Origin of the sequence: Diaphorobacter sp. J5-51 (assembly GCF_001023515.1) — a bacterium.
In the GTDB taxonomy this organism is placed as follows: Bacteria; Pseudomonadota; Gammaproteobacteria; order Burkholderiales; family Burkholderiaceae_C; genus Diaphorobacter; species Diaphorobacter nitroreducens.
In genome coordinates this window covers 31,309-56,382 of sequence record NZ_JSYI01000017.1, presented here as the reverse complement: position 1 = coordinate 56,382, position 25,074 = coordinate 31,309, and the positions used below count along the sequence as shown (strand labels likewise).

General features: G+C 70.1%; 17 protein-coding genes. 11 read left to right on the top strand and 6 right to left on the bottom strand.

Going from position 1 to position 25,074, the window contains the following annotated elements:
* The 3 genes from OX89_RS02420 to OX89_RS02410 form a co-directional block, all read left to right on the top strand.
* The coding region (locus OX89_RS02420) for a DUF6502 family protein (RefSeq protein WP_047349423.1) at positions 1-536 on the top strand (536 nt) is incomplete at its 5' end.
* Positions 537-556: 20 nt separating this feature from the next.
* On the top strand, positions 557-1,699 hold the full coding sequence (locus tag OX89_RS02415) for a DUF5666 domain-containing protein (protein WP_234305475.1): 1,143 nt from the start codon (positions 557-559) through the stop codon (positions 1,697-1,699).
* Between the two features lie 74 nt (positions 1,700-1,773).
* Positions 1,774-3,483, top strand: coding sequence for an MFS transporter (locus OX89_RS02410; protein WP_047349415.1), 1,710 nt, complete (start codon positions 1,774-1,776; stop codon positions 3,481-3,483).
* Between the two features lie 108 nt (positions 3,484-3,591).
* Here OX89_RS02410 and OX89_RS02405 read toward each other — a convergent pair whose 3' ends face one another.
* Complete coding sequence (locus OX89_RS02405; RefSeq protein ID WP_162844526.1) at positions 3,592-4,800, bottom strand: murein transglycosylase A; 1,209 nt, start codon at positions 4,798-4,800, stop codon at positions 3,592-3,594.
* Here OX89_RS02405 and OX89_RS18795 point away from each other — a divergent pair.
* Complete coding sequence (locus OX89_RS18795) at positions 4,733-4,879, top strand: hypothetical protein (protein ID WP_172208921.1); 147 nt, start codon at positions 4,733-4,735, stop codon at positions 4,877-4,879. The two genes, OX89_RS02405 and OX89_RS18795, sit on opposite strands and share 68 nt — an antisense overlap.
* 190 nt (positions 4,880-5,069) lie before the next feature.
* Complete coding sequence (locus OX89_RS02400; RefSeq protein ID WP_011807097.1) at positions 5,070-5,720, top strand: OmpA family protein; 651 nt, start codon at positions 5,070-5,072, stop codon at positions 5,718-5,720.
* A 90-nt stretch (positions 5,721-5,810) separates the two neighbouring features.
* On the opposite strand, the gene OX89_RS02395 is transcribed toward OX89_RS02400, so the two are convergent.
* From OX89_RS02395 to OX89_RS02380, 4 genes are read right to left on the bottom strand one after another with little or no spacing between them, the layout of a single operon-like run.
* A complete protein-coding gene (locus tag OX89_RS02395; RefSeq protein WP_047349414.1) occupies positions 5,811-6,461 on the bottom strand; it encodes a response regulator transcription factor in 651 nt (216 codons plus the stop codon).
* Positions 6,461-8,611: a nitrogen regulation protein NR(II) gene (locus tag OX89_RS02390; RefSeq protein ID WP_047349413.1), complete on the bottom strand. Its 2,151-nt coding sequence runs from the start codon at positions 8,609-8,611 to the stop codon at positions 6,461-6,463. Before OX89_RS02390 ends, OX89_RS02395 begins: the two co-directional genes overlap by 1 nt.
* Positions 8,611-9,426, bottom strand: a complete 816-nt coding sequence (locus tag OX89_RS02385) for a carbon-nitrogen hydrolase family protein (protein ID WP_047349412.1) — start codon at positions 9,424-9,426, stop codon at positions 8,611-8,613. The genes OX89_RS02390 and OX89_RS02385 overlap by 1 nt, the downstream gene beginning before the upstream one ends.
* The gene (locus OX89_RS02380) at positions 9,423-13,541 is read right to left on the bottom strand and encodes a YhdP family protein (protein ID WP_047349411.1); all 4,119 of its coding nucleotides are present in this window, start codon (positions 13,539-13,541) and stop codon (positions 9,423-9,425) included. Before OX89_RS02380 ends, OX89_RS02385 begins: the two co-directional genes overlap by 4 nt.
* A gap of 122 nt (positions 13,542-13,663) precedes the next feature.
* Between OX89_RS02380 and glnE the strand changes: the two genes are divergently transcribed.
* The 6 genes from glnE to OX89_RS02350 all read left to right on the top strand — a co-directional run bounded on the left by glnE (position 13,664) and on the right by OX89_RS02350 (position 24,143).
* A complete protein-coding gene (gene glnE / locus OX89_RS02375) occupies positions 13,664-16,402 on the top strand; it encodes a bifunctional [glutamate--ammonia ligase]-adenylyl-L-tyrosine phosphorylase/[glutamate--ammonia-ligase] adenylyltransferase (protein ID WP_047349410.1) in 2,739 nt (912 codons plus the stop codon).
* A 240-nt stretch (positions 16,403-16,642) separates the two neighbouring features.
* Entirely contained in the window at positions 16,643-17,329 is a 687-nt protein-coding gene (locus OX89_RS02370; RefSeq protein ID WP_052952225.1) for a CerR family C-terminal domain-containing protein, read from the top strand.
* Positions 17,326-18,780, top strand: coding sequence for an efflux transporter outer membrane subunit (locus OX89_RS02365; protein WP_047349409.1), 1,455 nt, complete (start codon positions 17,326-17,328; stop codon positions 18,778-18,780). Before OX89_RS02370 ends, OX89_RS02365 begins: the two co-directional genes overlap by 4 nt.
* A gap of 16 nt (positions 18,781-18,796) precedes the next feature.
* Positions 18,797-19,969, top strand: a complete 1,173-nt coding sequence (locus OX89_RS02360; RefSeq protein ID WP_047349408.1) for an efflux RND transporter periplasmic adaptor subunit — start codon at positions 18,797-18,799, stop codon at positions 19,967-19,969.
* A 9-nt stretch (positions 19,970-19,978) separates the two neighbouring features.
* Entirely contained in the window at positions 19,979-23,074 is a 3,096-nt protein-coding gene (locus OX89_RS02355; protein ID WP_047349407.1) for an efflux RND transporter permease subunit, read from the top strand.
* Between the two features lie 481 nt (positions 23,075-23,555).
* The gene (locus tag OX89_RS02350) at positions 23,556-24,143 is read left to right on the top strand and encodes a glutathione peroxidase (protein WP_047349406.1); all 588 of its coding nucleotides are present in this window, start codon (positions 23,556-23,558) and stop codon (positions 24,141-24,143) included.
* 292 nt (positions 24,144-24,435) lie between these two features.
* On the opposite strand, the gene OX89_RS02345 is transcribed toward OX89_RS02350, so the two are convergent.
* On the bottom strand, positions 24,436-25,050 hold the full coding sequence (locus tag OX89_RS02345) for a glutathione S-transferase family protein (RefSeq protein ID WP_047349405.1): 615 nt from the start codon (positions 25,048-25,050) through the stop codon (positions 24,436-24,438).
* Positions 25,051-25,074 lie beyond the last annotated feature (24 nt).

The window sequence follows — 25,074 nt, the reverse complement described above, 5'->3', positions numbered from 1 at the left end:
GCGATCGACTTCCCCGTGGGGAGGGAGGCATCCATTACATCTCCTTTGAACTGGTGGCGCGTCTCGCCACCCGCGGCGATGTGCACCACAGAACCCTGCTGGAGGAGCTTCAGCGCCTGAATTTGGTCAGGGGGCTGACGGGCGACGGCGAAGGCGAGGTGGAACTGGTGGGCGACGGCTTCATCCCGGCCACCAGTCTGCGGGACATGCTGGCCTTCACCGGGGACAATGTGCGGGACCATCTGCTGGCCGCCGTCAGCAATACCTTGGGGCAGCAGCCCCGGATGCTGGAACGCTCCGTCTATGCCTCGGGCTTGACCGTGTCGGAGTGCGAACGCATCCACCAGTTGGCGCGGGAACATTGGGATTCCGTGCATTACCGCCTGGTACGGGAAATGACCCAGGCCCATGCCTCTGCGGCAGGCATGGGAACGGCACGCATGCGCGTAGGGGTGTATGTCTACCATGAGGACGAGCCGCCGGACGTGAAGCCGACCACCCGTGCAGGCTCTGCAAGGCGCAGGAAAAAAACATGAGGACTGGGATATACGCGCTGATGACCACGCTGGGGCTGGTGCTCGCAGCCTGTGGAGGCGGCGACGGCGTGGGCTCGGGCGGCACCGGCATCGCCATGTCTTCCGTGGCCATTGGCAGCGTCGACAGCCTCGGCGAATCACCCAGCGGGTCGTACATGGTTGTGAACGGCGTGCGCTTCGATATCAGCCACGCCCAGGTGGAAGTGGAAGGCGTCTCGCAGGAAGACGCCAACGGTCAGCAAAGCCTGAAGAGCGGCCAGAGCAGCCTGAAACCTGGCATGACCGTGCAAGTGAACGGCACCCTCGATACCGGATTCAGCACGGGTACGGCCGCGCCGGTACTGTCGATACCGGAGCTACGGGGGGCGGTGGATGCCGTGGACGCGGCGCTGGGGCGCATCGAGGTAATGGGTGCGCGGGTATATGTCGATGACGAGACCGTGCTCGACGGGCTGTCCGGCTTGGCCGCCTTGCAAGTCGGCCAGATCGTGCAGGTACATGCGTTGCCCACCAGCAGTGGGCTGATGCGCGCGACCCGGCTGCAGCTGACCACCGCCACGCTCCCCTCGGTACAGCCCGTGCTGTGGGGCAGCGTGCAGGCCCTCGATACGGTGGCCCGCCGGTTCCAGTTGGGCACCATGCAGATCCAGTATGCACAGGCTGCCTTTTTGAACGGTCTGGAGGCGGGCATGCTGGACAACGGCATGCCGCTGTATGTGCATGCAGCCCAGGCACCGTCCGGCAACGTGCTCGTGGCCCGCGTGCTGCGGCCAGCGCACAGCCTCTCACGCCAGGCAGACACGCCCGTCGTGCTGGAAGGTGTGGTGACGAACTTCGCCTCTGCACAATCCTTTGCGCTGCAAGGCACGGATATCGATGGCTCGGGCGCGCAAATAACCGGGGGGCGGGCTGATGACATCCGCAACGGCGCAACGCTGGAAGTGGCGGGCAGGATGTCTGCCAACGGCGTGCTGGTCGCGCAGCGGATACGCGTGCGGCAAAGGGCTGTAGTTGACCCTCCATCCGCGTTGCCTCCTCCCGCAAACACCAACGGCAACGGGAACGGGAATGCCGGAGGCAACGGCAACGGCAACGGGAATGCCGGGGGCAACGGCAACGGCAACGCCGGAGGCAACGGCAACGGCAATTCCAACAGAGGCTGAACACCGTTTCGCGCCCGCCGAGATTGCGGCCCCGGCGCAGCAAGCGCGCCGCATTCCCGTCACAATGGCCGCACATGCCGCCCCAGCCCCTCCATGACAGCGGACCGCTGAGTTCACCACCCACACCGCCAGGCCCCGACGCGGCCTCCGCCGCCGCCCACACCGCCGAGGCCGCCGCCACAGCCGAGTTGCGGCACAGCGCGGCGCAGCGTGCGCCGCAGTCGCCCTTCGCGCCGCTGTCGGTGCCGGTGTTCCGCATGCTGTGGCTCACCTGGCTGGCGGCCAACACCTGCATGTGGATGAACGACGTGGCCACGGCCTGGCTGATGACCACGCTGACCGATTCGCCTGCCCTGGTGGCGCTGGTGCAGACGGCCTCGACGCTGCCCGTGTTCCTGCTGGGCCTGCCCAGCGGCGCGCTGGCCGACATCCTGGACCGGCGGCGCTACTTCATGGTCACGCAGTTCTGGGTGGCGGCCGTGGCGGTGGTGCTGTGCGTGGCCATCCTCTGGGGTGGGCTCAACCCCTACCTGCTGCTGGCGCTGACCTTCGCCAACGGCATCGGGCTGGCGATGCGCTGGCCGGTGTTTGCGGCCATCGTGCCGGAGCTGGTGAACCGCCAACAGTTGCCCGCGGCGCTGGCGCTCAATGGCGTGGCCATGAACGCCTCGCGCATCATTGGCCCGCTGGTGGCCGGCGCCATCATCGCCAGCGCGGGCAGCGCCTGGGTGTTCGTGCTGAATGCCGCGCTGTCGCTGGTGGCGGGTTTCACCATCATGCGCTGGCGGCGCCAGCCCATGCCCAACCCGCTGGGGCGCGAGCGCCTGACCAGTGCCATGCGCGTGGGTCTGCAGTTCGTGCGCGAGTCGCCCCCGATGCGCGCCGTGCTGTGGCGCATCTCCATCTTCTTCCTGCATGCCACGGCGCTGCTGGCGCTGCTGCCGTTGGTGGCGCGCGACCTGCAGGGCGGCGGCGCGGGCACCTTCACGCTGCTGCTGGCCTCCATGGGCGCGGGCGCCGTGAGCGCTGCCATGTTCCTGCCGCGCCTGCGCCAGATGATGTCGCTGGACCAGCTGGTGGCGCGCGGCACGCTGCTGCAGGCGCTGGCCACGGCCGTGGTCGCCATTGCGCCCAACGTGTACGTGGCGGTGCCGGCCATGCTGGTGGGCGGGGCGGCGTGGATCACCACCGCCAATTCGCTCACGGTGGCCGCACAGCTGGCGCTGCCCAACTGGGTGCGCGCGCGCGGCATGTCCATCTACCAGATGTCCATCATGGGCGCCACGGCCGTGGGCGCGGCGCTGTGGGGGCAGGTCGCCGCACTCTCCAGCGTGCACATGAGCCTGGCATTGGCGGCACTCACCGGGGTGCTGGTGATGGCGCTGGTACAGCGCCTGGTGAGCAACCGCCATGGCGAGGAGGACCTGAGCGCCTCGCGCGCCTTCCAGGCACCGCGGGCCGACAGCCCGCCCGCCGCCGGCCTGCGGCTGGTGGTCAGCATCGAATACTTCATCAACCCCGCGCGGGCGGCAGAATTCCGCGCCGTGATGCAGGAAAGCCGCCGCGCGCGCCTGCGCCAGGGCGCCTTGAGCTGGGAGCTGCAGCACGACATCGCCGACCCGCGCCGCTACGTGGAGCGCGTGGTGGACGAATCCTGGACGGAGCACCTGCGGCGCTTTGACCGCGTCACCGCCTCCGACGTGGCGCTGCGCGACCGGCGCTTTGCCTTCCACGTGGGCGACGCGCCGCCCGTGGTGTCGCGCTACGTGGTCGAGGGCGAATGAATCACTACCATATTGATAGCTTTCAGCGCTTGCCTTACGGGCATTTCAGCATTAATTTGTATTGAAAGCGCCATAAATCAAGCGCGAACAGCTTCCAAATCAATAGCATTACCGCGGCCACAACGCCCACAGGCGCAGGCCCTGCTTCAGGCGCCCGGCAATCTCGCCCGCCTCGGGGCCCCAGCCGGTGAAGTAATCCGCGCGCACCGCGCCCAGGATGGCGCTGCCCGTGTCCTGCGCCAGCACCAGGCGCGACAACTGCGCCGTGGGGCCGCTGGAGGCCAGCCACACCGGCGTGCCGTAGGGGATGCTCTGGCGGTCCACGGCGATCGAGCGCCCCGGCGTGAGCGGCACGCCCTGCGCGCCCTTGGGCCCGAAGGCGGCGTCCAGCGCGTCCAGCGGCTCCTCGCGGAAGAACACGTAGCGCGGGTTGGACCACAGCATCTCGTTCACGCGCTGCGGATTGGCCCGCACCCAGGCGGTGATGCCGGGCCAGGTGGCGTCGCGCACCAGGCCCTGGTCCAGCAGCCACTTGCCCACGCTCTTGTACGGCTGGTCGTTGGTGCCCGCGAAGGCCAGGCGCACCAGGCGCACGCTGCCGTCCGCCTCCTGCACGCGCAGCCGGCCCGAGCCCTGGATGTGCAGCACCATGGCTTCCACCGGGTCGCGCACCCAGGCGATGGCGCGGCCGGCCAGGGCGGCCTGGGCCTGCGGCAGGGTGTCGATCTGCTGGCGCGTGTACCAGGGCTTGCGCGCCGCCAGATCGGCCGGGGGTGCATACAAAGGCACGCTGAAGCCGTTGCCCGGTTGGCGCGCGGCGTCCAGATAGGGCTCAAAGTAGCCCGTGAGCAGGCCGTCGGCCGCTCCGTCCAGCGACTCGACGCGGTAGGGCTGCAGGCGCTGCATCATCCAGCCGCGCTGCTCCTCGGGCGACGCGATGCTCAGGCGGCGCACATCGCCGCACAGCGGCGCGAACGCCGGCGCGGGGCGCTCGCAGCTGCGCAGCCAGGCGTTCCAGGCCTCGTGCAGCGCATCGCCCTCAAAGCCCGGCAACTCGCCCCAGCCCACGGGCACCCAGCGGCTCTTGGACTGCGTGAGCGTGCCCGGCACAGGCACCGGTACAGTGGGCGCGGCGGGTGGCTGCACGGACGGCACGCTGGGCGTCACGGGCGCCGGAGGACGGGTGGAGCACGCGGCCAGCGTTCCTACAATCAGCGCCGATACCACCAGGCGCAGGAGACGAAGATTCATGGGGCTGATTTTGCTTGAAGCATTGCTTGCACTGGTGCTCCTCGTGGGCATTGTCTGGTGGACCATGTTCAGCGGCCGCAAGGGCGGCGAGCCGCCAGCGGCCCCCAGCGAGCCCCCACGGGGCGACGCCCCGCCGCACGACTGAGAGCGCTCGCGGATTCTGGCCGGGAATGAGCGCGGCCCATTGAACGCAGGCCCATCGGCCACGGGTCGCGCACGCGCGTTGCGCCGCGTCCTACAGACGAGGCACCGCTGGATTGCTACGCTGCTCGCACTGGCCCAGCCGCCCGCTGGAGGGCTGCGAGCCGACCGAGCAACAACAAAGGAGTTCTCTCATGCGCAAACCTCTCCTCATCGGCAGTCTCGCGGTGGTCATGCTGGCCACGGGCTGTGCCAACATGACCGACACCCAGCGCCGCACCGCCACCGGCGCCGGCGTGGGTGCGCTGGGCGGCGCAGCCATCGGCGCCATGACGGGCGGCCATGCGGCGCAGGGCGCCGTGATCGGCGCGGGCGTGGGCGCCCTGGGCACCTACATCTGGTCCCAGCACATGGAGCGCCAAAAGCAGGACATGCAGGCCGCCACCCAGGGCACCGGTGTGACGGTGACGCAGACGCCGGACAACCAGCTCAAGCTGGACATCCCGAGCGATATCTCGTTCGCCACCAACCGTTCGGACATCCAGCCCAACTTCCGCCCCATTCTGGACCGCTTTGCCGAGGGCCTGCGCAACAATCCGAACACCGAGGTGCGCATCGTCGGCCACACCGACTCCACCGGCAGCGATGCGATCAACAACCCGTTGTCGCTGGACCGCGCCGAGAGCACGCGCAACTACCTCACGGCGCGTGGCGTGAACGGCAACCGCATCCACGTGGAAGGCCGTGGCTCGCGTGAACCTGTGGCCTCCAACGACACCTCCGACGGGCGCGCCCGCAACCGCCGCGTGGAGATCTATGTGGGCGAGCGCCAGGGCCGCGGCTGATCTGCGGCGGGCCGTCGGCGCGGCAATCCTGCCCGCGCCGACGATGTGAAGACGAAGACGACGCGTGCCCGCAAGGGCCCGCGTCTTTTTTTACGCCGGTGGCGCGGCGCGCAGCAGGTTGGCGAGTTCCACCGCCGACTTGACCTGCATCTTGTCGAACACGCGCGCGCGGTGCACCTCCACCGTGCGCACGCTGATGTCAAGCTGATCGGCGATGAGCTTGTTGGGCAGGCCTTCGACCACCAACCGCATCACATCGCGCTCGCGGTCGGTCAGGTCGGACAGCCGGTCCTGCAGTTCGTGGCGCGCGCGGCAGGCCTCGATGTGCCGGGCCGACAGCTCCAGCGCTGCTTGTATGCGGTCCACGAGCTGATTGTCGGAAAACGGCTTCTCGCAGAAGTCGAACGCGCCGCGCTTGACCGTGGCCACGGCGGTGGGCACGTCGGCGTGGCCCGTGAGGAAGATCACCGGCATGCCCGCGGTGTCGCCGCGCTCCACCATCTTGTCGAACAGCGCCAGGCCGCTCATGCCGCCCGGCATGCGCACGTCCAGCAGCAGGCAGCAGGGCTGGCGCTGCATGAGGCCGCTGGCGGTGCGCTCGGCCAGCATGGTCTCGAACGCTTCGGCGCTGGCGAACGCCTCGCTGAGCACACGGCGCGAGCGCAGCAGCCAAGCCAGTGCCTCGCGCACCTCGGCGTCGTCGTCCACGATGTACACAGTGGCGTTGGAGGCGGGTTCCATCAGGGGTCGGCTTTCTGAAATGCGGGCAGGGTGAAAGTGAATACCGTACCACGCGGCTCACGCGCCGCATGGTCCAGAAAGCCCCCATGCTGCTCCACCACGGTGCGGCACAGGCTCAGCCCCAGGCCCATGCCCTCGACGCGCGTGGTGTAGAACGGCGTGAACAGGCGCTCGGCCACGTCCTCGGGAATGCCCATGCCCATGTCGGCCACCGAGAACTCCAGCCAGCTGTTGGACGCATTGGAGGCCGCGCGCCGCACCCGCAGGTCGAGGATGCGCGGATGGATCTGCGGGTCGTCCATGGACTGCATGGCGTTGCGCGTGAGGTTCAACAGCACCTGCTCGACCATGGTGCGGTCGCACAGCGCGGGCGGCAGGCCGTCCTCGATCGACAGCACCACGCGCACGCCCAGCTTGCGCGCCTGCAGCCGGATGATGGGCAGCACCGCATCGAACAGGTCCTGCGCGGTGACCGGCTCGCGGGTCTGGTCGCGGCGCCGCACGAAGTCGTGCACGCTCTTGATCACGCGGCCCGCGCGCTCGGCCTGCGCTGCAATGCGCTGCACGCCCACGCGCACGTCCTGCAGGTCCTGGGGCGACGGCAACTCGGCGCCCGGCGCCGGCTCCAGCAGGTTAAGCGAGCCGTTGGCATAGCTGGAGATGGCCGCCAGCGGCTGGTTCAGTTCATGGCTCAGCAGCGATGCCATCTCCCCCACCGTGGCCAGGCGTGCCGTGGCCTGCAGGCGCTCCAGCGACGTGCGCGACAGCTCCTCCACGCGCCGCTGCTCGCTCACGTCGAGAAACGAGCCCATCCACCCCGTGTGCAGACCCTGTGCGTTGATCAACGGCGCTTCGTAGATCATGACGGGAAAGCGCGTGCCGTCCCTGCGCATGAAGGTGGATTCGTACCCTTCGCGCGGCGGGTCGAGCCGGCCCGACATACGCACCACCTGCCGCTCCGCATATTCCTGCGCGTGCTCGGGCGGCCAGTAGGGCAGCGGCGACGTCTGGCCCACCAACTCGGATGCGGGAAAGCCCACCATGTCGCAGAACGCCGGGTTCACATAGGTGATGCGGCCGTTGAGGTCGCGCGCACGCAGCCCCGTGACCAGCGAGTCCTCCATCGCCTTGCGAAAAGCCAGCGCGTCGCCCAGGTCGCGCTCGGCGCGCAGGCGGCGCCGGTTGTCGCGCACCAGCACCACCAGCACCGACACCAGCGCGATCGACATGGCCGTGACCAGGGCCGTGAGGACGTTGGGAAACACGCTGGGCGCGGCGTGCCAGCCGTCCATGCGCAGCACCAGGGTGTTGCCCGGCAGGTCGAACAGCTGCTGCGCCGTGAACATGCGCGAGCCCCGGCGCAGCGCGCCCACCAGCGCCAGCCGCGTGCCGTCGGCCTCGGTGAACGACACCTCCTGCGTGCGCTGCAGGCTGGGCGCCACCAAGTCCTGCAGCACGGTCTGCAGCGCGTAGGTGGCCACCAGGAAGCCGCGCACGCGTCCGTCCTGGATCAACGGCAGGCAGACCTCCATCATCTCGGCGCCCATGCCGTCGGGCAGGGGCTGGAAATAGCTGCTGGAGTACGACGGGCCGGTGATGCGCCGGGCGTTGGTACAGGCCAGCATGGTCTCCGAATGCGTGCCGCTGCGCGTGGTGGCGTCCCACGGCAGGGGGCGATAGGGCGACTCCGCATGTGCGCGCAGCAGCAGCTGCGTGTCCCGCCATTCGATGCGCACCAGCTCGCGGCGCGTGCTCAGCAGCTCGGCAGCGCGCGCCTCCCACGTGGCCAGGTCGGGGTCGCCCGCCTGCAGCGCCTGCAGGTTCTGCAGGTTGTGCGCGAAGGCGTTGCGGATGTCGGCCACGGCGTCGGCAGTGTCGCGTTCCAGGCGGCTTTGCACCTGGCTGGCCTCGTAGCGGCCAGCCAGCCATACCTGGGTGACCAGCATGCCCGCCACCAGCGCCACCAGCAGCGTCCACAGGGACCAGCGCCGCCACGCACCCACCCAGCGGCGCCACCGGCGGGGTACCTTGTCCTGGAGCCCGTCTTCTGGCGCCGAAGGGGGCAGCAGCGACTGCGGGCCCTGCTGCGGGCCCGCAGCACCCCTGTCCCGTCCGCCCGCCGGTCCGCCGTGCTCCACGGTGCCGCCCATCAGAGCACGCAATGCTCAAGCGCCGGCAGCTGGCGGCGCACCTGGCGCAGATGCGCCGCATCCAGCGTACCCAGGACCACGCCCGCGCCCTCGGGCTGCTGGGCCAGCACGCTGCCCCAGGGGTCCACCAGCATGCTGTGGCCCCAGGTGCGCCGGCCGTTCTCGTGCGTTCCGCCCTGCGCCGGCGCCAGCACATAGGCCAGGTTCTCCACGGCGCGCGCACGCAGCAGCACCTCCCAGTGGGCCCGGCCGGTGGTGTAGGTGAAGGCGCTGGGCACCAGCAGCAGGTCGGCACCCGCGCGCGCGTGCTGGCGGTACAGCTCGGGGAAGCGCAGGTCGTAGCACACCGACAACCCCACGCGCCACACGTTGCCATCCCGCGCCGGCAAGGCAAAGCGCACGCTCTCGCGCCCGGCCTGGATCACGCGCGCCTCATCGAAGCATTCAGTGCCGTTGTCGAAGCGGAACAGGTGGATCTTGTCGTAACGCGCCACGCAGTCGCCCGCGGGCGAGAACACCAGCGTGGTGTTGTGCACGCGCTCTTCGCTGTCGCACACCAGCGGCAGCGTGCCGCCCACCACCCACAGGCCCAGCTCGCGCGCCGCTTGCGCCAGAAACCGCTGGACCACGCCGTCGCCCATGGTCTCGCGCAGCGCCAGCTTGTCCGCATCGGCCAAGCCCATGGCGCAGAAATACTCGGGCAGCACCGCCAGCTCCGCGCCCGCCTGCGCCGCCTGCTCCAGCAGATGGCGCGCCTGCGCCAGGTTGGCCTGCAGCGCGATGCCCGAGACCAGTTGCAAGGCTGCGACTTTCATGGTTTGTCTCCTGATGCCGGTGGAACGGTAGGGCTCGCTGCGCCTTCCGGCGCAGCGCTCTTGCGGCGCTGGATGCGATCCACACGCGGTTCTGACCAGGTGCCGTCGATGCGGAATTCCTGCGTGGCGGCCTGGATCAGCGGGCCGCGCAGGAAAACCTGCGCGAGGAAACTGCCCAGGCCAATGACGGGGTTGATCGCCGTGGCCACGAGGGAAGCCGTCATGGCGTTGATTTCGGGCACGACCACCACGTGCAGGTCCTGCGTCTCGCGTTCGATGTCGGCGCTGCCTTCCATGAGCACGGCGGCATTCACGCCCTTCATCTGCAGATTGTTGGTGGTGGCCACACCGTTTTCGATGCGCATGTCGCCACGCACGAAGTCGAATGCGAAGCCTTCGCTGAACACGTCGCGGAAGTCCAGCGCGAAGCGCCGCGGCAGGGATTGCAGGCTCAACACGCTCAGCAGCTTGGCCAGTCCCGGGTCGGCCTGGAGGAACTGGCCTGCCTCCACGTTCACATTTATCTGGCCGCTCATGGTGCGGTAGTCGGGTGACAACGGCGAGCCCAGCCAACCCACCTGGCCCCCGATGCGTCCCTTGCCGTGGCGCACCACGCCATCCATGCCAAAGCGTGCCAGCAAGGCGCCGCAATCGCGGATGTCCAGCTCGAAGTCCATCACCGTGCGCCGTTGCGCCTGCTCCCCGCTGCCCACCAGCGCCCAGTGGCCCTGCGAGGTCAGCACGGCCTCGGGGGCGGTCAGATTGAACTTGGACAGGCGCCACTCGCGCTGGCCGCCCTCCGTGCCGCGGTTGCGCGCCTCGATCTCGATGCGCCCCAGGCGCCGTCCGCGCAACTCGAAATCCTCCACCACGATGTCCAGCGCCGGCAGCGTGCCCGGTTCGCGCGCATCGAGCAGCGCGTTGACCTGCGTCTCGGCCATCTGCGGAATGGCCAGCCGCGCCAGCCGGGCGTGCAGCAGCCCCTGGGCCGCATCGGCACGCGGCGCGGACGCGCCGGCAGGGCGGTACTCCAGGTACCCGTCCAGCTCATCGGCATCCACGTTGGCGCGCCACACGGCGCCCTGCCGCGACGCGCCCACCACCACGTCGTGCAGCGTGCGCCCATGCAGCGTAAGCGTGGCGGCACGCACGGCCAGGCTGGTGGGCAGGTAATCGGTGGTCAGCGCCTCCCCGGAGGGCACGGGTGCCGGTACTACTGCCTGTGCCTGTGCTGACGGTGCCGAGGGCTCTTGCAACAGCGCCGTCCACGCATCCACGTCCAGCGCACCCAACACGGCGTGTGCCGCGACACCCTGGGGGGGAGGCGCGGGCATCTGCGCCGGCGGCACGCCGATGGCGAGCGCGCCGCGCAGCACGCGCGCCTGCGGCCCGTCCAGTGCGCGCAGGTAGTTGAGCCTGCCCACGTCGCCCAACTCCAGCGTCAATTCGTCCTGCAAGGGCGCGGTATCCGAGGCTGCGGCCTCGGGCGTCAAGCGGTTCTCGAAGCGCACGGGCAACGGGGCCTGCGCTGCCTTGCCCAGTGGCGCGGGCGCCGTCAGCGAAAGACCGACGAGGTCGCTGGCCACCTGCAGTTCGGCCACTCCCCGCCGCACCCCCACGGCCACCGTGTAGGCGGCGCTGCCACTGGCGCCGCGCACCAGCCGCGACACCAGGCCCAGCTGCTGTGCCTCGCGCAGACCCTGGGCGGTGGCTGTGCCGCGCGCACGCACGCGCACCGAGGACTCTCCAGCCCCCGCCGGCGCCGCATTCATGCCGCCTTCCAGCCGTACCTCGCCCCCCAGGGCGCGTCCCTGCACGCCAACCAGCGTGAAACCGCTCTGGCTGAACTGCACCACGCCCCGGGCCGCGTTCACCAGGGGCGCCTCGGGCACAAAGTGCACGTCGTTGCCCGCCAGGGTGACGCTGCCGCGCACGGTGGACTGGTTGATACGGCTGATGGGCAGCGTCAGGCCCAGCTGCAGTTCGGCCACGCCGGTGGCGGCTGCCCGGTCCAGCGCCCCCTGCGTAAGCCGGGAGATAGGCGAGGCGCTCACCAGCGCCAGCATGTCGGGCAGCGGGCCGCGCACGTCGGCCCCGACCACCACTTCGGTGTGCTGCAGGTCCGCGATCTTCGCGTTCACTTTCTGCACCCGCAGCGCGGGATACCCGGCAAAGCGCCCCGTGGCGTTGCGCACTTCCATGCCCGCGCGATCAAACACCAGCTCCCCCGACAGCGCCGTGAGAGCCGGCCAGGGCCGGTCGCCCGCGTGCAACAGCGCCGGTGGCACGTAGCCGTACGTCACGTCCTTGACACGCGCTGCGATGTGGAATTCGCCCTCGCGCGGAACATGGCCATAGGGAAAGTCGTGCAGATCGCCCTTCACGCGGAACTGCACCTGGCTGGCGGTCCCCGCGAGGATGGCGTCGCGCACATAGTGCCGCGACTCCGCTGGCACGGTGAGCGGCAGGTAGCGATGCACGCGCGTGCCATCGGCCCGCGACAGCGTGCCCGACAGGTCCAGCACCCCCGGAAAGCGCGCGCGCGCAGGCGACGCCGCAGGGTCGCCCGTGTGCCAGCTCAGCCGCGCCTCGCCCTGGGCGTCCGCATTGGCAAAGCGCAGCTGGCTGGTCTGGACCGCGATGCGCTCGCCCTCGATCTGCCAGCGCACCCCCGCTTCCAGCCGCTGCACGGGCACCACGGGCTCCTCAAACACGCCGGGCAGGCGCAGCGTCCCGTCGGCCATGGCCAACTCGGCCTGCCCACCCGCCTGGGTGAGATCGAAAGACACCTGCGCACCACTGAGGCCGGCGACGGTAGGCACGGCGTCGTCCGCCGCCAGCGCCAACCCTGCGACCTTGCCGCGAACCTGGTACTTCTGCGGCTGCGCCAGCGGCCCTTGCCATTCGGCCCGCAACTGCTCCACCAGACCACGCGGCGCATAGTCGCGCACCGCGCCGTGCACGGTGTCGCCCAGCGGCAGCCGGCTCGCGATCTGCGCCAGGGCAGCCAGGTCCAGCCGGTCGGCCTGCAGTTCGCCACGCTCTCGGCCTGCCTGGCCCTGTCCGCTGTGGCGCAGCGCCAGATTGCCGCCGGGCCAGCGCAGGCCATCGTCGGCCACGAACTGCAGATTCTGGGTGGACAGCTCAAAGCCGTCGTCCAGCCAGCGACCGCCCACCCGCCCCGTCACTGTGCGCAGCGCCAGTGGGCGCAGGTTCTTGCCCAGGGTAGCGTTGACCTCGTCGAGTGCCATGTCCACCGTGCCGCCGCCGATCTGGCCGCGCTGCACATCCACCCACGCGCGCACGGCGCCCCGGCCCTGCGCGACCTGCAGCCCCTCCAGATCGGCATGCCGGTGCAGGCGCGACACGTCCACGCGCGGGAAGTGGGCGAACAGCTCGCCGCTCCAGCGCTGCCAGTCGCCGCTGTGCGTGGACAGCAGCGGCTGGCGGAACTGGCCGCGCAAGGTAAAGGGTGCGCCCCATTCGGCGGGCGGCGTGGCGTCCAGGCGCACCTGGTGGCGGCGCGCGCTGTTGCGCAGCACCACGCTCACCTCGGTGAGCGCCAGCGGCTCGGCGCTACGCTGCTCGTCGGTCCAGCGCAGCGTGCCGGCGCGAATCGCCACCTCGGCCTGGGAGAACAGCCAGTCGGCCGCCGCACTGTCGCCCTCGGCGCTGTCGCGGAAGGCCAGGCCCGCGATAACGATGCGCCCGTCGCGCTCACGGCGCATGTCCAGCTCGGGGCCTTCGATATAGATCTGCTCGAACCCAAAGCGCAGCAGCGAGCGCGGCGACAGCGCCACCACCACGCGCGGCAGGCGCAGCGCCTCGCGCCCCTGGGCGTCCAGCAGGGCCACGTCCTTCAGCTCCACCGAGGGGATCAGCCCCTCGCTGCGCGCGCTGATGGAATGGATGCGCACAGGTACCCCCAGTGCGCGTTGGGCCTGCTGTTCCAGCTGCGGACGGAAGTCCCCGATACGCGGCACAATCCAGCCATGCAGCCCCCCCCAGGCGGCCGCCAGCAGCAACCAGAAGGTCACCAAGGCGACCAATCCCCATCGCGCACAGCCCGCCACGAGTTTGAGAAGGCGGGAGGGATGGGGCGGAGACTCTGTCATGGCGGGCGAAACGATGGCAGGAATTATGACCCGCACATCCCCTGAGGGTTCAGCACCCCACGGTGTCGTTATGTACGGCCGCGCCCCGGCGTGGCCCGCGAGCGCACCGAGCAGCCCTTGCCATGCAGATGCCTTCGACTGATCCCGTGACCGCCGGCAGCCCGCCGTCGGAATACTCGCGCTTCCACCAGCGCCTGCACCGCCGTTACCAGGCCGAGCTGGCGCTGCTGCCCCCGGGCGTGCCCACCCGCGAGACCATGGCCCAGGCCTGCGACGCCCTGCTGGCGCGCGGCCACGACCTGGGCGCGGCGCTGCGCATCCTGCGCCAACTGGTGATGGAGCGGCTGATCACGCTGGACTGCGACCAGGCCGCACCGCTGTCCGACATCACCCTGGCCGTGACCCGGCTGGCAGAGTTGGCACTGGACCGCGCCTGCCGGCACGCCCGCGCCGAGCTGGACGCGCGCCACGGCGCGCCGCTGGGGCCCCAGGGCCAGCCCGTGCAGCTGTGGATCGTGGGCATGGGCAAGCTCGGCGCGCGCGAGCTGAACGTCTCCAGCGACATCGACCTGATCTACGTCTACGAACACGAGGGCGAAACCGCCGGCCAGCCCGACGGGCGCGGCAAGCTCTCCAACCACGAATACTTCGCCCGCGCGGTCAAGGCCATCTACAGCCTGCTGGGCGACACCACCGAGCACGGCTTCGTGTTCCGCGTGGACCTGGCCCTGCGCCCGCACGGCAACTCGGGGCCACCAGCCGTGTCGCTGGCGTCGCTGGAGGAATACCTGCTGGTGCATGGCCGCGAATGGGAACGCTTTGCCTGGCTCAAGAGCCGCGTGGTGGCGCCGCTGGACTGCCTGGGCATGCCGAACGTGCAGGCGCTGCGCGGCGTGGTGCTGCCCTTCGTCTTCCGCCGCTACCTGGACTACAGCGTGTTCGATGCACTGCGTTCGCTGCACCGCCAGATCCGCGACCATGCCGCCAAGCGCAGCGCCGGCCACCCCGAGCGCGCCAATGACGTGAAGCTCTCGCGCGGCGGCATCCGCGAGATCGAGTTCACCGTGCAACTGCTGCAGGTGGTGCGCGGCGGCCAGTTCCCCGAACTGCGCTGCCGTCCCACGCTGGAGGCCCTGGAACGCCTGGCCCGTGCCGGCCTCATGCCGCAGGAGACGGCCGAGCAGCTGGCGGCCGCCTATACCTTCCTGCGCCGCGTGGAGCACCGCATCCAGTACCTGGACGACCAGCAGACCCATGTGCTGCCCACGCGCGACGATGATCTGGCCTGGATCGCACGCACCCTGGGCCTGAACTGCTGCGACTTCCTGCGCGCGCTGGACACGCACCGCGAACTGGTGGCCCAGGAGTTCGACATCCTGCTCGGCGGCACGGGCCACAAGCAATGCAGCAATGGCGGATGCGGCGGCCCGCGCGCCGCAGCGGCTGCGTCGCCCGCCCCCGACCTGGAGGCGCTGCTGGAGCAACTGCCCGCCAAGGTGCGCGAGCGCGTGGCCGAGTGGCGCACCCATCCGCGCGTGCAGGGGCTGCGCGATGAGGCGCGCGCACGGCTGTTTCGCATCGTGCAACGCACCGGGCGCTGGCTGGCCGAGGGCCAGGTCAACGAGGACGCCGCGGTGCGCCTGGTGGGCTGGCTGGAGCCACTGCTGCGCCGCGAGAGCTACCTGGCGCTGCTGCTGGAGCGCCCCTCGGTGCACGAGCATCTGCTGCACCTGCTGGGCGCGGCCAAGTGGCCCGCGCGCTACATGCTGCAGCACCCCGGGGTGATCGACGAGCTGGCGGGCGACGCCCTGCTGTCCGAGCGCTTCGTGCCCGCCGACTTCGAACGCGAACTGGGACTGCGCCTGGCCGCGCTGCAGTCCACGGGTGAGGACGACGACGAGAACCTGCTCGACCTGCTGCGCCGCGCCCACCATGCCGAGACCTTCCGCACGCTGGCGCGCGACGTGGAGCGGCGCATCACCGTGGAGCAGGTGGCGGACGACCTGTCCGCGCTGGCCGACAGCGTGCTGCGCGTCACGGCCGAGTGGTGCTGGGGCCGGCTGCGCAACCGCCACCGTGAGCAGCCGCAGTTCGCCATCATTGGCTACGGCAAGCTGGGGGGCAAGGAACTGGGCTACGGCAGCGACCTGGACATCGTCTTCGTGTTCGACGACGACGACGAGCGTGCCCCCGAGGTCTACGCCGCCTTCGCGCGCAAGCTCATCAACTGGCTCACCGTGAAGACCGGCGAGGGCGACCTGTTCGAGATCGACACCGCCCTGCGGCCCAACGGCAATTCGGGCCTGCTGGTGACCAGCTTCCAGGCCTATGCCGACTACCAGCAGCAGCGCGGCAGCAACACCGCCTGGACCTGGGAGCACCAGGCCATGACGCGCGCGCGTTTCGTGATGGGCAGCGAAGGCCTGCACGCGCGCTTCGACGCCGTGCGCCAGGCCGTGATCACCGCGCCGCGGGATGCCGCCGCGCTGCGCAGCGAGATCGTCGCCATGCGCGAGCGCGTGCGCAGCGCCCACCCGGCGCCTGCGGACCAGTTCGACGTGAAGCACAGCCCCGGCGGCATGGTGGATGCCGAGTTCGCCGTGCAGTACCTGGTGCTGGCGCACTCCGCGGCGCACCCCGAGCTGCAGGGCAACGTGGGCAACATCGCGCTGCTGCAGCGCGCCGAGGCCGCCGGCCTGTTGCCTGCGGGCGTGGGCCGCGCCGCCGCCGACGCCTACCGCACGCTGCGCCACGTGCAGCACCGCGCGCGGCTCAACGAAGAGCCCACCCGCGTGCCGCCCGAGACGCTGGCCGCCGAGCAAGGCGCCGTGCGCGCGCTGTGGCGCGCCGTGTTCGGCTGAGTCGGCTACGGCATTTAGCTATATTTTTCATAGCTATTAGCGCTTACCCATAAAGCGCAAGGGGCACTTTTGATACATGGAATTTCCATTCGTGCGCAGATGTAGCGCCCCGTAAAAATCAAACAAACGTTTGATTCATCGCGGTCTAATGCGCCGCGATGACGAGGCCCGCCCCCCTCTCGCCCCCCCCGCCCCGGCGCCCCCGGCGACAGCCCGCCGCCGGCGCGCACCCGGCTGCTGATGGCGGCGCTCAAACTGTTTTCCGAACAGGGCTACGCCAAGACCTCAATCCGCGCGATCGCCGCCGAGGCCCAGGTCAACGTGGCCTCGGTGAGCTACTACTTCGGCGACAAGGCCGCGCTGTACGCGGCGCTGTTTTCCGCGCCCTTCGGCTCGCTGCAATCGCTGGTGCCCGACTTCATGCGCCCCGGCCTGTCCCTGCGCGCCGCGCTGCACTGCTTCTACCAGGGCGCGCTGGGGCCGCTGCACGACGGCGAGATGGCACGCCAGGTAGTGCGGCTGCACATCCGTGAAATGCTGGAGCCCACGGCGCAGTGGCAGATCGAGCTGGAAAAAGACGTGCGCGCACCCAACGAGGCCATGGCCGCGCTGCTGTGCCGGCACCTGGGGCTGCCGCAGGCCGACGACGACCTGCACCGCCTCACGCTCACCGTCACCGGACTGGCCTTTCAGCTGTGGAGCCATCAGGAAGTGGTGTGCGCCATGCAGCCACAGCTGCTCGCATCCCCGGCGGCCGTGGACCAGTGGGCGGAACGCCTGGCCGACTACGCCATGGCCATGGTGGCCACCGAGCGGCGCCGGCGCACGCGCTCTCAGCCTGCCGCCCCTTCGGCCCCGGCCTCGCCCTCCCCTTCGACCTCTTCCACCCCCCGCCGGCGCACCGCCCGCAGGTCTACCGCACCATGAAGCGCCCCGTCCTCCAGCGCCTTGCGCTTTCCACCCTGCCCCTGGCACTGGCCGCCTGCGCCGTGCAAGGCCCGCCCGCGGCCGTGCAGGCACCCGCACCCGCCGCCTGGCACGCACCGCTGCCCCACCAAGGCAGCGTGGCCGATCTGGCCGACTGGTGGCAGCGCCACAGCGACCCGCTGCTGGGCGCGCTGATCGTGGACGCACAGGCCCTCAGCCCCACGGTGGCCGAGGCCGGCGCCCGTCTGGCACAGGCCCGCGCGCAGCAGACGGCCGCACGCGCGGCGCTGCTGCCCAGCCTGGACGCGCAGGCCAGCGCCAGCCGCGGCTTCAACGAGCAGGTGCGCGGCGTGGCCACCACCGCGCAGGCGGGGCTGCAGGCCGGCTGGGAGATCGACCTGTTCGGCCGCAACGCCGCCGTGGCGGACGCCGCGCGCGAGCGCCTGGCCGGTGCGCAGGCGCAGTGGCACGAGGCCCGCGTTTCCGTGGCGGCCGAGACGGCTCTGCAGTACAGCAATTGGCACCACTGCGCGCGCCAGTTGCAAGTGGCGCAGGCGGATGCGCGCTCGCGCGGCGAAACGGCCCGCCTCACGCGCGAGAGCGAACGCGCCGGCTTCACCGCCCCCGCCACTGCCGCGCTGGCCACGGCCAGCCAGGCCGACAGCGCGGTGCGCGCCGAGCAGCAGCGCCTGCAGTGCGAGGTGATCGTCAAGACACTGGTGGCCCTCACCGGGCGCGACGAGCCCCTGCTGCGCACGCAGCTGGCTGCCGCGCCGCCGCTGCACCCGCCCGAGCAGCTGTTCAGCATCGACGGCCTGCCCGCGCAGACGCTGGCGCAGCGGCCCGACGTCTACGCCGCCGAGCGCGAGGTGGCGGCCGCCAGTGCCGAGGTGGGCGACGCCCAGGCGCAGCGCTACCCGCGCCTCACGCTCAGCGGCACCATTGGCCGCGGGTTGGTGCGCACCGCGGGGGTGCAGGCCACCAGCAACACCTGGTCCATCGGCCCGCTGGCCGTCACGCTGCCGCTGTTCGACGGCGGTCGCCGCGCCGCGCAGGTGGATGCCGCCCGTGCGCGCTACGACAGCGCCGCGCAGGCCTACCGCGCGCAGGTGCGCCAGGCCGTGAGCGAGGTGGAGCAGGCCCTGGCGCGGCTGGACAGCACCGCGCGCCGCAGCACCGACGCCCGGCGCGCCGCCGAGGACTACCGCCGCTCCTTCACCGCCACGCAGGAGCGCTGGCGCGCTGGCCTGGCGAGCCTGGTGGAACTGGAGGACGCCCGCCGCACCGCCCTCGCCTCGGACACCGCCGTGGTCGCGCTGGAGCAAGAGCGCATGGCCGCCTGGGTGGCGCTGTACCGCGCGGCCGGCGGCGGCTGGACGCCCGAGGTCGACGCGCCGGCGGCCCAGACTTCCACGCAGGCGGCCACCACCCCCCCTTCTTCTTCGCACTAAATCCTTTTCGACCGCCATGCCGCGCCTGACACCGACCCGCACCCTGATCGCCCTGGCTTTGCTGGGGCTTGCCGCGACCACCGCCGTCCTGCTGGGCAGCGGCCCCACCCATGCCGAGGACTCCGCACAGGCCGAGGGGCCGCGCCCCGCCCTCACCGTGGCCACCACCCAGCCGCAGCGCGGCAACGTGACCCAGCGCCTGCCGGCCAACGGCAACGTGGCCGCGTGGCAGGAGGCCAGCATTGGCGCCGAGGTGAGCGGCCTGCGGCTGACCGACGTGCGCGTGAACGTGGGCGACACGGTGCGCGCCGGCCAGGTGCTGGCCACCTTCGCGCCCGAGACCATCGAGGCCGACGTGGCCCAGGCCCGCGCCAGCCTGCTGGAGGCCCGCGCCGCCCAGGCCGAGGCGCAGGCCAACGCCGACCGCGCCAACACCCTGAGCGCCTCGGGTGCGCTGAGCCAGCAGCAGATCCAGCAATACGCCACCGGCGCGCAGACTGCACAGGCCCGCGTGGCGGCGGCACAGGCGGCGCTCAACGCCCAGCAGCTGCGCCTGAAACACACCCAGGTATTGGCGCCCGACAGTGGCGTGATCTCCGCGCGCACGGCCACCGTGGGCGCGGTGGTGGGTGCAGGCACCGAGCTGTTTCGCATGGTGCGCAAGGGCCGGCTGGAGTGGCGCGCGGAGGTCACCTCCAGCGAGCTGCCCCGCATCCGTCCCGGTGCCAAGGCGGTGGTGACGGCCGCCAGCGGCGCGCAGGTGGAAGGCACGGTGCGCATGCTGGCCCCGACGGTGGACCCGCAGACGCGCAATGCGCTGGTGTACGTGGACCTGCCGGCGCACCCCGAGATAAGGGCGGGCATGTTCGCGCGCGGCGAGTTCCTGCTGGGCGAGCGCGACGCGCTGCTGGTGCCCCTGTCGGCCGTGGTGGTGCGCGACGGCTTCTCGCACGTGTTCGAGGTAGGCACGGACTCGCGCGTGGCCATGCACCGCGTGCAGACCGGTGCGCGCAGCGGCGAGCGCGTGGCCATCACCTCGGGCCTGGCGCCCCAGGCGCGCATCGTGGCGCGCGGCGGCGCCTTCCTGAACGACGGCGACTTGGTGCGCGTGCAGGCTGCGCCTGCCGCAGATCCAGCACCAAAAGAGGCTGCAGCGCCCGTCCCTCAAGCGCAAGCAGCTAGCAAATAAGGAGCGACCATGAACCTCTCCGCCTGGTCGATCCGCAACCCCATCCCGGCGGCCATGCTGTTCGTGCTGCTCACGCTGGCCGGACTGCTGGCCTTCCGGTCCATGAAGGTGCAGAACTTTCCCGACATGGACCTGCCCGTGGTCATGGTCACGGCCTCCCTGCCCGGCGCCGCGCCGGGGCAGCTGGAGAGCGACGTGGCGCGCAAGATCGAGAACGCCATCGCCACCACCCAGGGGCTCAAGCACATCACCTCCACGCTGACCGACGGCACAGCCACCATCGCGGCCGAGTTCCAGCTTGAAAAACCCGTGCAGGAGGCGGTGGACGACGTGCGCTCGGCCGTCTCGCGCGTGCGCTCGGACTTGCCCGCGGACCTGCGCGACCCCATCATCACCAAGCTGGAACTGTCCAGCCAGCCCATCCTGGCATTCGCCATCGCCTCGAACCAGCTGGACGACGAGGCGCTGTCCTGGTTCGTGGACGACACCCTCACGCGCCGGCTGCTGGCCGTGCCCGGCGTGGGCGCGGTCAACCGCGTGGGCGGCGTGGCGCGCGAGGTGCGCGTGGCGCTGGACCCGCTCAAGCTGCAGGCGCTGGGCGCCACCGCGGCCGAAGTCTCGCGCCAGCTGCGCCAGGTGCAGGTGGAAAGCGCGGGCGGCCGCGCCGAGCTGGGCGGGGCCGAGCAGCCGCTGCGCACGCTGGCCACGGTGCAGACGGCGCAGGAGATCGCGGCGCTGGAGATCGCGCTGTCCGGCGGCCGCCATGTCCGCCTGGACCAGGTGGCCACCGTGACCGACACCGTGGCCGAGCCACGCACCGCCGCGCTGCTGGGCGACAAACCGGTCATCGGCTTCGAGGTCTCGCGCAGCCGCGGCGCCAGCGAGGTGGAGGTGGGCGCGGGCGTGCAGCGCGCGCTGGACCAGTTGATGGCCGAGCACCCGCACCTGCAGCTCACGCGCACGGTGGATTTCGTGGACATCGCACAGGACGAGTACGACAGCTCGATGAAGCTGCTGTACGAGGGCGCCATCCTCGCGGTGGTGGTGGTGTGGCTGTTCCTGCGCGACTGGCGCGCCACCATCGTGTCCGCCGTGGCGCTGCCGCTGTCGGTGATACCGGCCTTCATCGGCATGCACCTGCTGGGCTTTTCCATCAACATCATCACGCTGCTGGCGCTGTCGCTGGTGGTGGGCATCCTGGTGGACGATGCCATCGTGGAGGTGGAGAACATCGTGCGCCACCTGCGCATGGGCAAGACGCCGTACCAGGCGGCCATGGAGGCCGCCGACGAGATCGGCCTGGCCGTGATCGCCACCACCTTCACGCTGATCGCCGTGTTCCTGCCCACCGCGTTCATGAGCGGCATCGCCGGGCGGTTCTTCAAGCAGTTCGGCTGGACGGCGGCGCTGGCGGTGTTCGCCTCGCTGGTCGTGGCGCGCCTGCTCACGCCGATGATGGCCGCCTACATCATGAAGCCCATGGTGGACCACGAGAAGGAGCCGCGCTGGCTGGCCGCGTACATGCGTGCCTCGCACTGGTGCCTGAAGCACCGCGTCCTCACGCTACTGGGCGCGCTGCTGTTCTTCGTGGGCTCGCTGGCGCTGATCCCGCTGCTGCCCTCGGGTTTCATCCCGGCGGACGACAACGCCCAGACCCAGGTCACGCTGGAGCTGCCGCCCGGCGCCAAGCTGGCCGACACGCGCGCCGTGGTGGCCCTGGCCACCGAGCGCGCCATGGGCGTGGGCCATGTGGAGAGCATCTACACCACGATCGGCGGCGGCTCGGCCGGGGCCGACCCGTTCGCCGGCGCGGGCGCGGGCGACCCGCGCAAGGCCACGCTCACGCTGCGCATGACGCCGCGGGGCGAGCGCCCGCGCAAGCAGGAGATCGAGCAGCGCCTGCGCGCCGCCATGCAAGAGCTGCCCGGCGTGCGCGTGAAGGTGGGCCTGGGCGGCTCCAACGACAAGTACATCCTGGCGCTGGCCAGCGAAGACCCGCAGGCGCTCGCGGCCGCCGCCCGCGCGGTGGAGCGGGACATCCGCACCATCGCGGGCATTGGCGGCGTGAGCTCCACGGCCAGCCTGGTGCGCCCGGAGATCGCCGTGCGACCCGACTTCGCCCGCGCCGCCGACCTGGGGGTCACCAGCAGCGCCATCGCCGAGACGCTGCGCGTGGCCACCGTGGGCGACTACGACCAGTACCTGCCCAAGCTCAACCTGGCGCAGCGGCAGGTGCCCATCGTCGTGCGCCTGGAGGATGCTGCGCGCGAAGACCTGTCGGTGCTGGAGCGCCTCACGCTGCCCGGCGCGCACGGCCCGGTGCGCCTGGGCGAGGTGGCCGAGCTGTCGCTGGCCGGCGGCCCCGCGGTCATCAGCCGCTACGACCGCTCGCGCAACGTGAACTTCGAGATCGAGCTGGGCGAGCGCGGCCTGGGCGAGGTGACCGAGGCCGTGCGCCAGCTGCCCGCCGTACGGGGCCTGCCCGCCAGCGTGCGCCTGATCGACGTGGGCGACGCCGAGATGATGGGCGAGCTGTTCGCCAGCTTCGGCCTGGCCATGCTCACCGGCGTGGTGTGCATCTATATCGTGCTGGTGCTGCTGTTCAAGGACTTCCTGCAGCCGGTCACCATCCTCGCGGCGCTGCCGCTGTCGCTGGGCGGGGCGTTCGTCGCGCTGCTGCTGGCCGGCAAGAGCTTCTCCATGCCGTCGCTCATCGGGCTCATCATGCTCATGGGCATCGCCACGAAGAACTCCATCCTGCTCGTGGAATACGCCATCGTGGCGCGGCGCCACGGCATGAGCCGCATGGACGCGCTGCTGGACGCCTGCCACAAGCGCGCGCGCCCCATCATCATGACCACGCTGGCCATGGGCGCCGGCATGATGCCCATTGCCCTGGCGCTGGGCGGCGCGGACATGAGCTTCCGCTCCCCCATGGCCGTGGCCGTGATCGGCGGCCTCATCACCTCCACGGTGCTCAGCCTGCTGGTGGTGCCGGCGGTGTTCACCTATGTGGACGATTTCGAGCAATGGCTGCGCCACCGGGTACTGCGTCGTCCCCATGCGCGCGAGGCGCAGGCAGGCGAGGCGCGGGTACCCAGCTAGGGTCTAGGGCCTGTTCACACTATTTTTGCCAGATGCGTTGCGATCAAAAAGGGCCAGGCGCAAGGCGCCAAACGAAGCTGGGGTGCTACCCCAGCGAGGCTTGGCAACGCCGCGAATGGCCCTTTTTGATCGCAACCCGGAGGGAACGGAGTGAGAACCGCGCCATTCGTCGTTGCCCTCCTAGCCAAGGCCCCGGCCTTGGCGTCGTCACGCGCCTAGATTGGCGCGGTTTTCACGCCATTCGCACTGGCAAAAATAGTGTGAACAGGCCCTAGCATGTTTTAGGGCTCCAGCGCTTTGACAGCAAGCGCTAGAAGCTATATTTTTAATAGCAATTACGCGGCACCGAGGGCGGTCAGATCACAACAAGGCGAAACCCATGCTTTCAGCATGGTCGATAGCCAAAAACTTTTTCGCCGCCTGCAGACATGGTGCAATGGCGGCGTGTACGGGCTTTTGCCCTCCCCGCCATCCCTGCACCATGCCACGCCTGACCTTGCCGCTGCTCCTATGCGCCACGCTGCTGGGCCCCGCCGCCCAGGCGGCGGATGTTGCGGCGACTCCCGCAGTAGATGCCCAGGCCTGCCCCGCTCTGCTGCAGCACACCGTGCCGCGCCTGCAGGACGAGGCGCCGCAGGCCTTGTGCCAATACGCCGGCAAGGTGCTGCTGGTGGTCAACACGGCCAGCTACTGCGGCTTTACCGGCCAATACCAGGGCCTGGAAGAGCTGTACGCGCGCTACCGCGACCAAGGGCTGGTGGTGCTGGGCTTTCCGTCGAACGACTTTGCACAAGAAACCGGCAGTAACACCGAGATCGCCCAGTTCTGCGAAAACACGTTTGGCGTGCGCTTCCCGATGTTTGCCAAGAGCCACGTGAAGGGCAGCGAAGCTCTGCCGCTGTACCGCCAGCTCGCCGCAGCGTCCGCGGGCCAGGCGCCACGCTGGAACTTCCACAAGTACCTGGTCAGCCGTTCGGGCAAGGTGGTGGGAAGCTACGGAAGTTCGGTGGAACCCCACAGCAAAGCGCTGATCCAGGCCATCGAGCAGCAACTGGCGGCGCCGCGTTGAGGCTTGGTGAAAATTTTTTGAATTTTTTATGGGTGAGATCTGGAACTTTTTATCATCCCCCCCACTCTAGGAGCTAACCGCGGCCGCGAGTCCATCGCGGCGTGATCTGTTAACCGTTTTTAACGTTGCGAAGCCTTCCAGGCCCGGCCTGGCTGCAACCCTGGGGCGCTTCTCCTCCCTCCCTCTCTTCATTCGTTTCGGGGCGCTTCGCAACTTTTTTTATTCCGCAGCAAAAAGCGCGCACTTCCTCACGGAAGGCGCGCTTTTTCTTTAGGCCCAGCGGGTCGGCGGTTCAGCGCGGCTGGGTGTCGATGAAACTCTGGCGCTGCATCAGCTTGTCCATCAGGCGGGCCAGGTTGGGGTGGTCCGTGCGCCAGGCGATGTCAGGAAACCGGAACTCCAGCCACCCGAGCGCGCTGCCGACGGCAATGTCCGACAGCGTAGGGTGGATGCCGCTGCAATAAGGCTTGTCGCCCAGCCCCTTGCTCATGGACTGCAGGCTGGCGCGCGCCTTGGCGAGCTGCCGGTCGATCCACGCCTGGCTGCGCTCACCGTCCTGACGGCCGGCCCAGGTGGCCTCCAGGCGCGCGAGGATGGCGGCGTCCAGCAGGCCGTCGGCCAGCGCCTCCCAGGTCTTGACCTCGGCGCGCTCGCGCCCCAGGGCGGGAATGAGCTTGCCCACGGGGGACAGCGTGTCCAGGTATTCCACGATCACGCGCGAATCGAACACCGCCTCACCGCCCTCCATGATCAGGCAGGGCACCTTGCCCAGCGGGTTGGACGTGCTGATGGCCGTGTCGTCGGCCCACACGTTCTCCTCGACGAACTGGTAATCCAGCTTTTTCTCGGCCAGCACCACGCGCACCTTGCGCACGTAGGGGCTCGTATTCGATCCGATCAGTTTCATGGTGGTGTGCAGCGGCTGGGGGAA

Excerpts from the sequence above, each read along its gene's own strand:
- OX89_RS02415 (WP_234305475.1), top strand. The coding sequence starts at position 557 with ATGACCACGCTGGGGCTGGTGCTCGCAGCCTGTGGAGGCGGCGACGGC.
- OX89_RS02410 (WP_047349415.1), top strand. The coding sequence starts at position 1,774 with ATGCCGCCCCAGCCCCTCCATGACAGCGGACCGCTGAGTTCACCACCC.
- OX89_RS18795 (WP_172208921.1), top strand. The coding sequence starts at position 4,733 with ATGGGGCTGATTTTGCTTGAAGCATTGCTTGCACTGGTGCTCCTCGTG.
- OX89_RS02405 (WP_162844526.1), bottom strand. The coding sequence starts at position 4,800 with ATGGTCCACCAGACAATGCCCACGAGGAGCACCAGTGCAAGCAATGCT.
- OX89_RS02400 (WP_011807097.1), top strand. The coding sequence starts at position 5,070 with ATGCGCAAACCTCTCCTCATCGGCAGTCTCGCGGTGGTCATGCTGGCC.
- OX89_RS02395 (WP_047349414.1), bottom strand. The coding sequence starts at position 6,461 with ATGGAACCCGCCTCCAACGCCACTGTGTACATCGTGGACGACGACGCC.
- OX89_RS02390 (WP_047349413.1), bottom strand. The coding sequence starts at position 8,611 with ATGGGCGGCACCGTGGAGCACGGCGGACCGGCGGGCGGACGGGACAGG.
- OX89_RS02385 (WP_047349412.1), bottom strand. The coding sequence starts at position 9,426 with ATGAAAGTCGCAGCCTTGCAACTGGTCTCGGGCATCGCGCTGCAGGCC.
- OX89_RS02380 (WP_047349411.1), bottom strand. The coding sequence starts at position 13,541 with ATGACAGAGTCTCCGCCCCATCCCTCCCGCCTTCTCAAACTCGTGGCG.
- glnE (WP_047349410.1), top strand. The coding sequence starts at position 13,664 with ATGCAGATGCCTTCGACTGATCCCGTGACCGCCGGCAGCCCGCCGTCG.
- OX89_RS02370 (WP_052952225.1), top strand. The coding sequence starts at position 16,643 with ATGGCGGCGCTCAAACTGTTTTCCGAACAGGGCTACGCCAAGACCTCA.
- OX89_RS02365 (WP_047349409.1), top strand. The coding sequence starts at position 17,326 with ATGAAGCGCCCCGTCCTCCAGCGCCTTGCGCTTTCCACCCTGCCCCTG.
- OX89_RS02360 (WP_047349408.1), top strand. The coding sequence starts at position 18,797 with ATGCCGCGCCTGACACCGACCCGCACCCTGATCGCCCTGGCTTTGCTG.
- OX89_RS02355 (WP_047349407.1), top strand. The coding sequence starts at position 19,979 with ATGAACCTCTCCGCCTGGTCGATCCGCAACCCCATCCCGGCGGCCATG.
- OX89_RS02350 (WP_047349406.1), top strand. The coding sequence starts at position 23,556 with ATGCCACGCCTGACCTTGCCGCTGCTCCTATGCGCCACGCTGCTGGGC.
- OX89_RS02345 (WP_047349405.1), bottom strand. The coding sequence starts at position 25,050 with ATGAAACTGATCGGATCGAATACGAGCCCCTACGTGCGCAAGGTGCGC.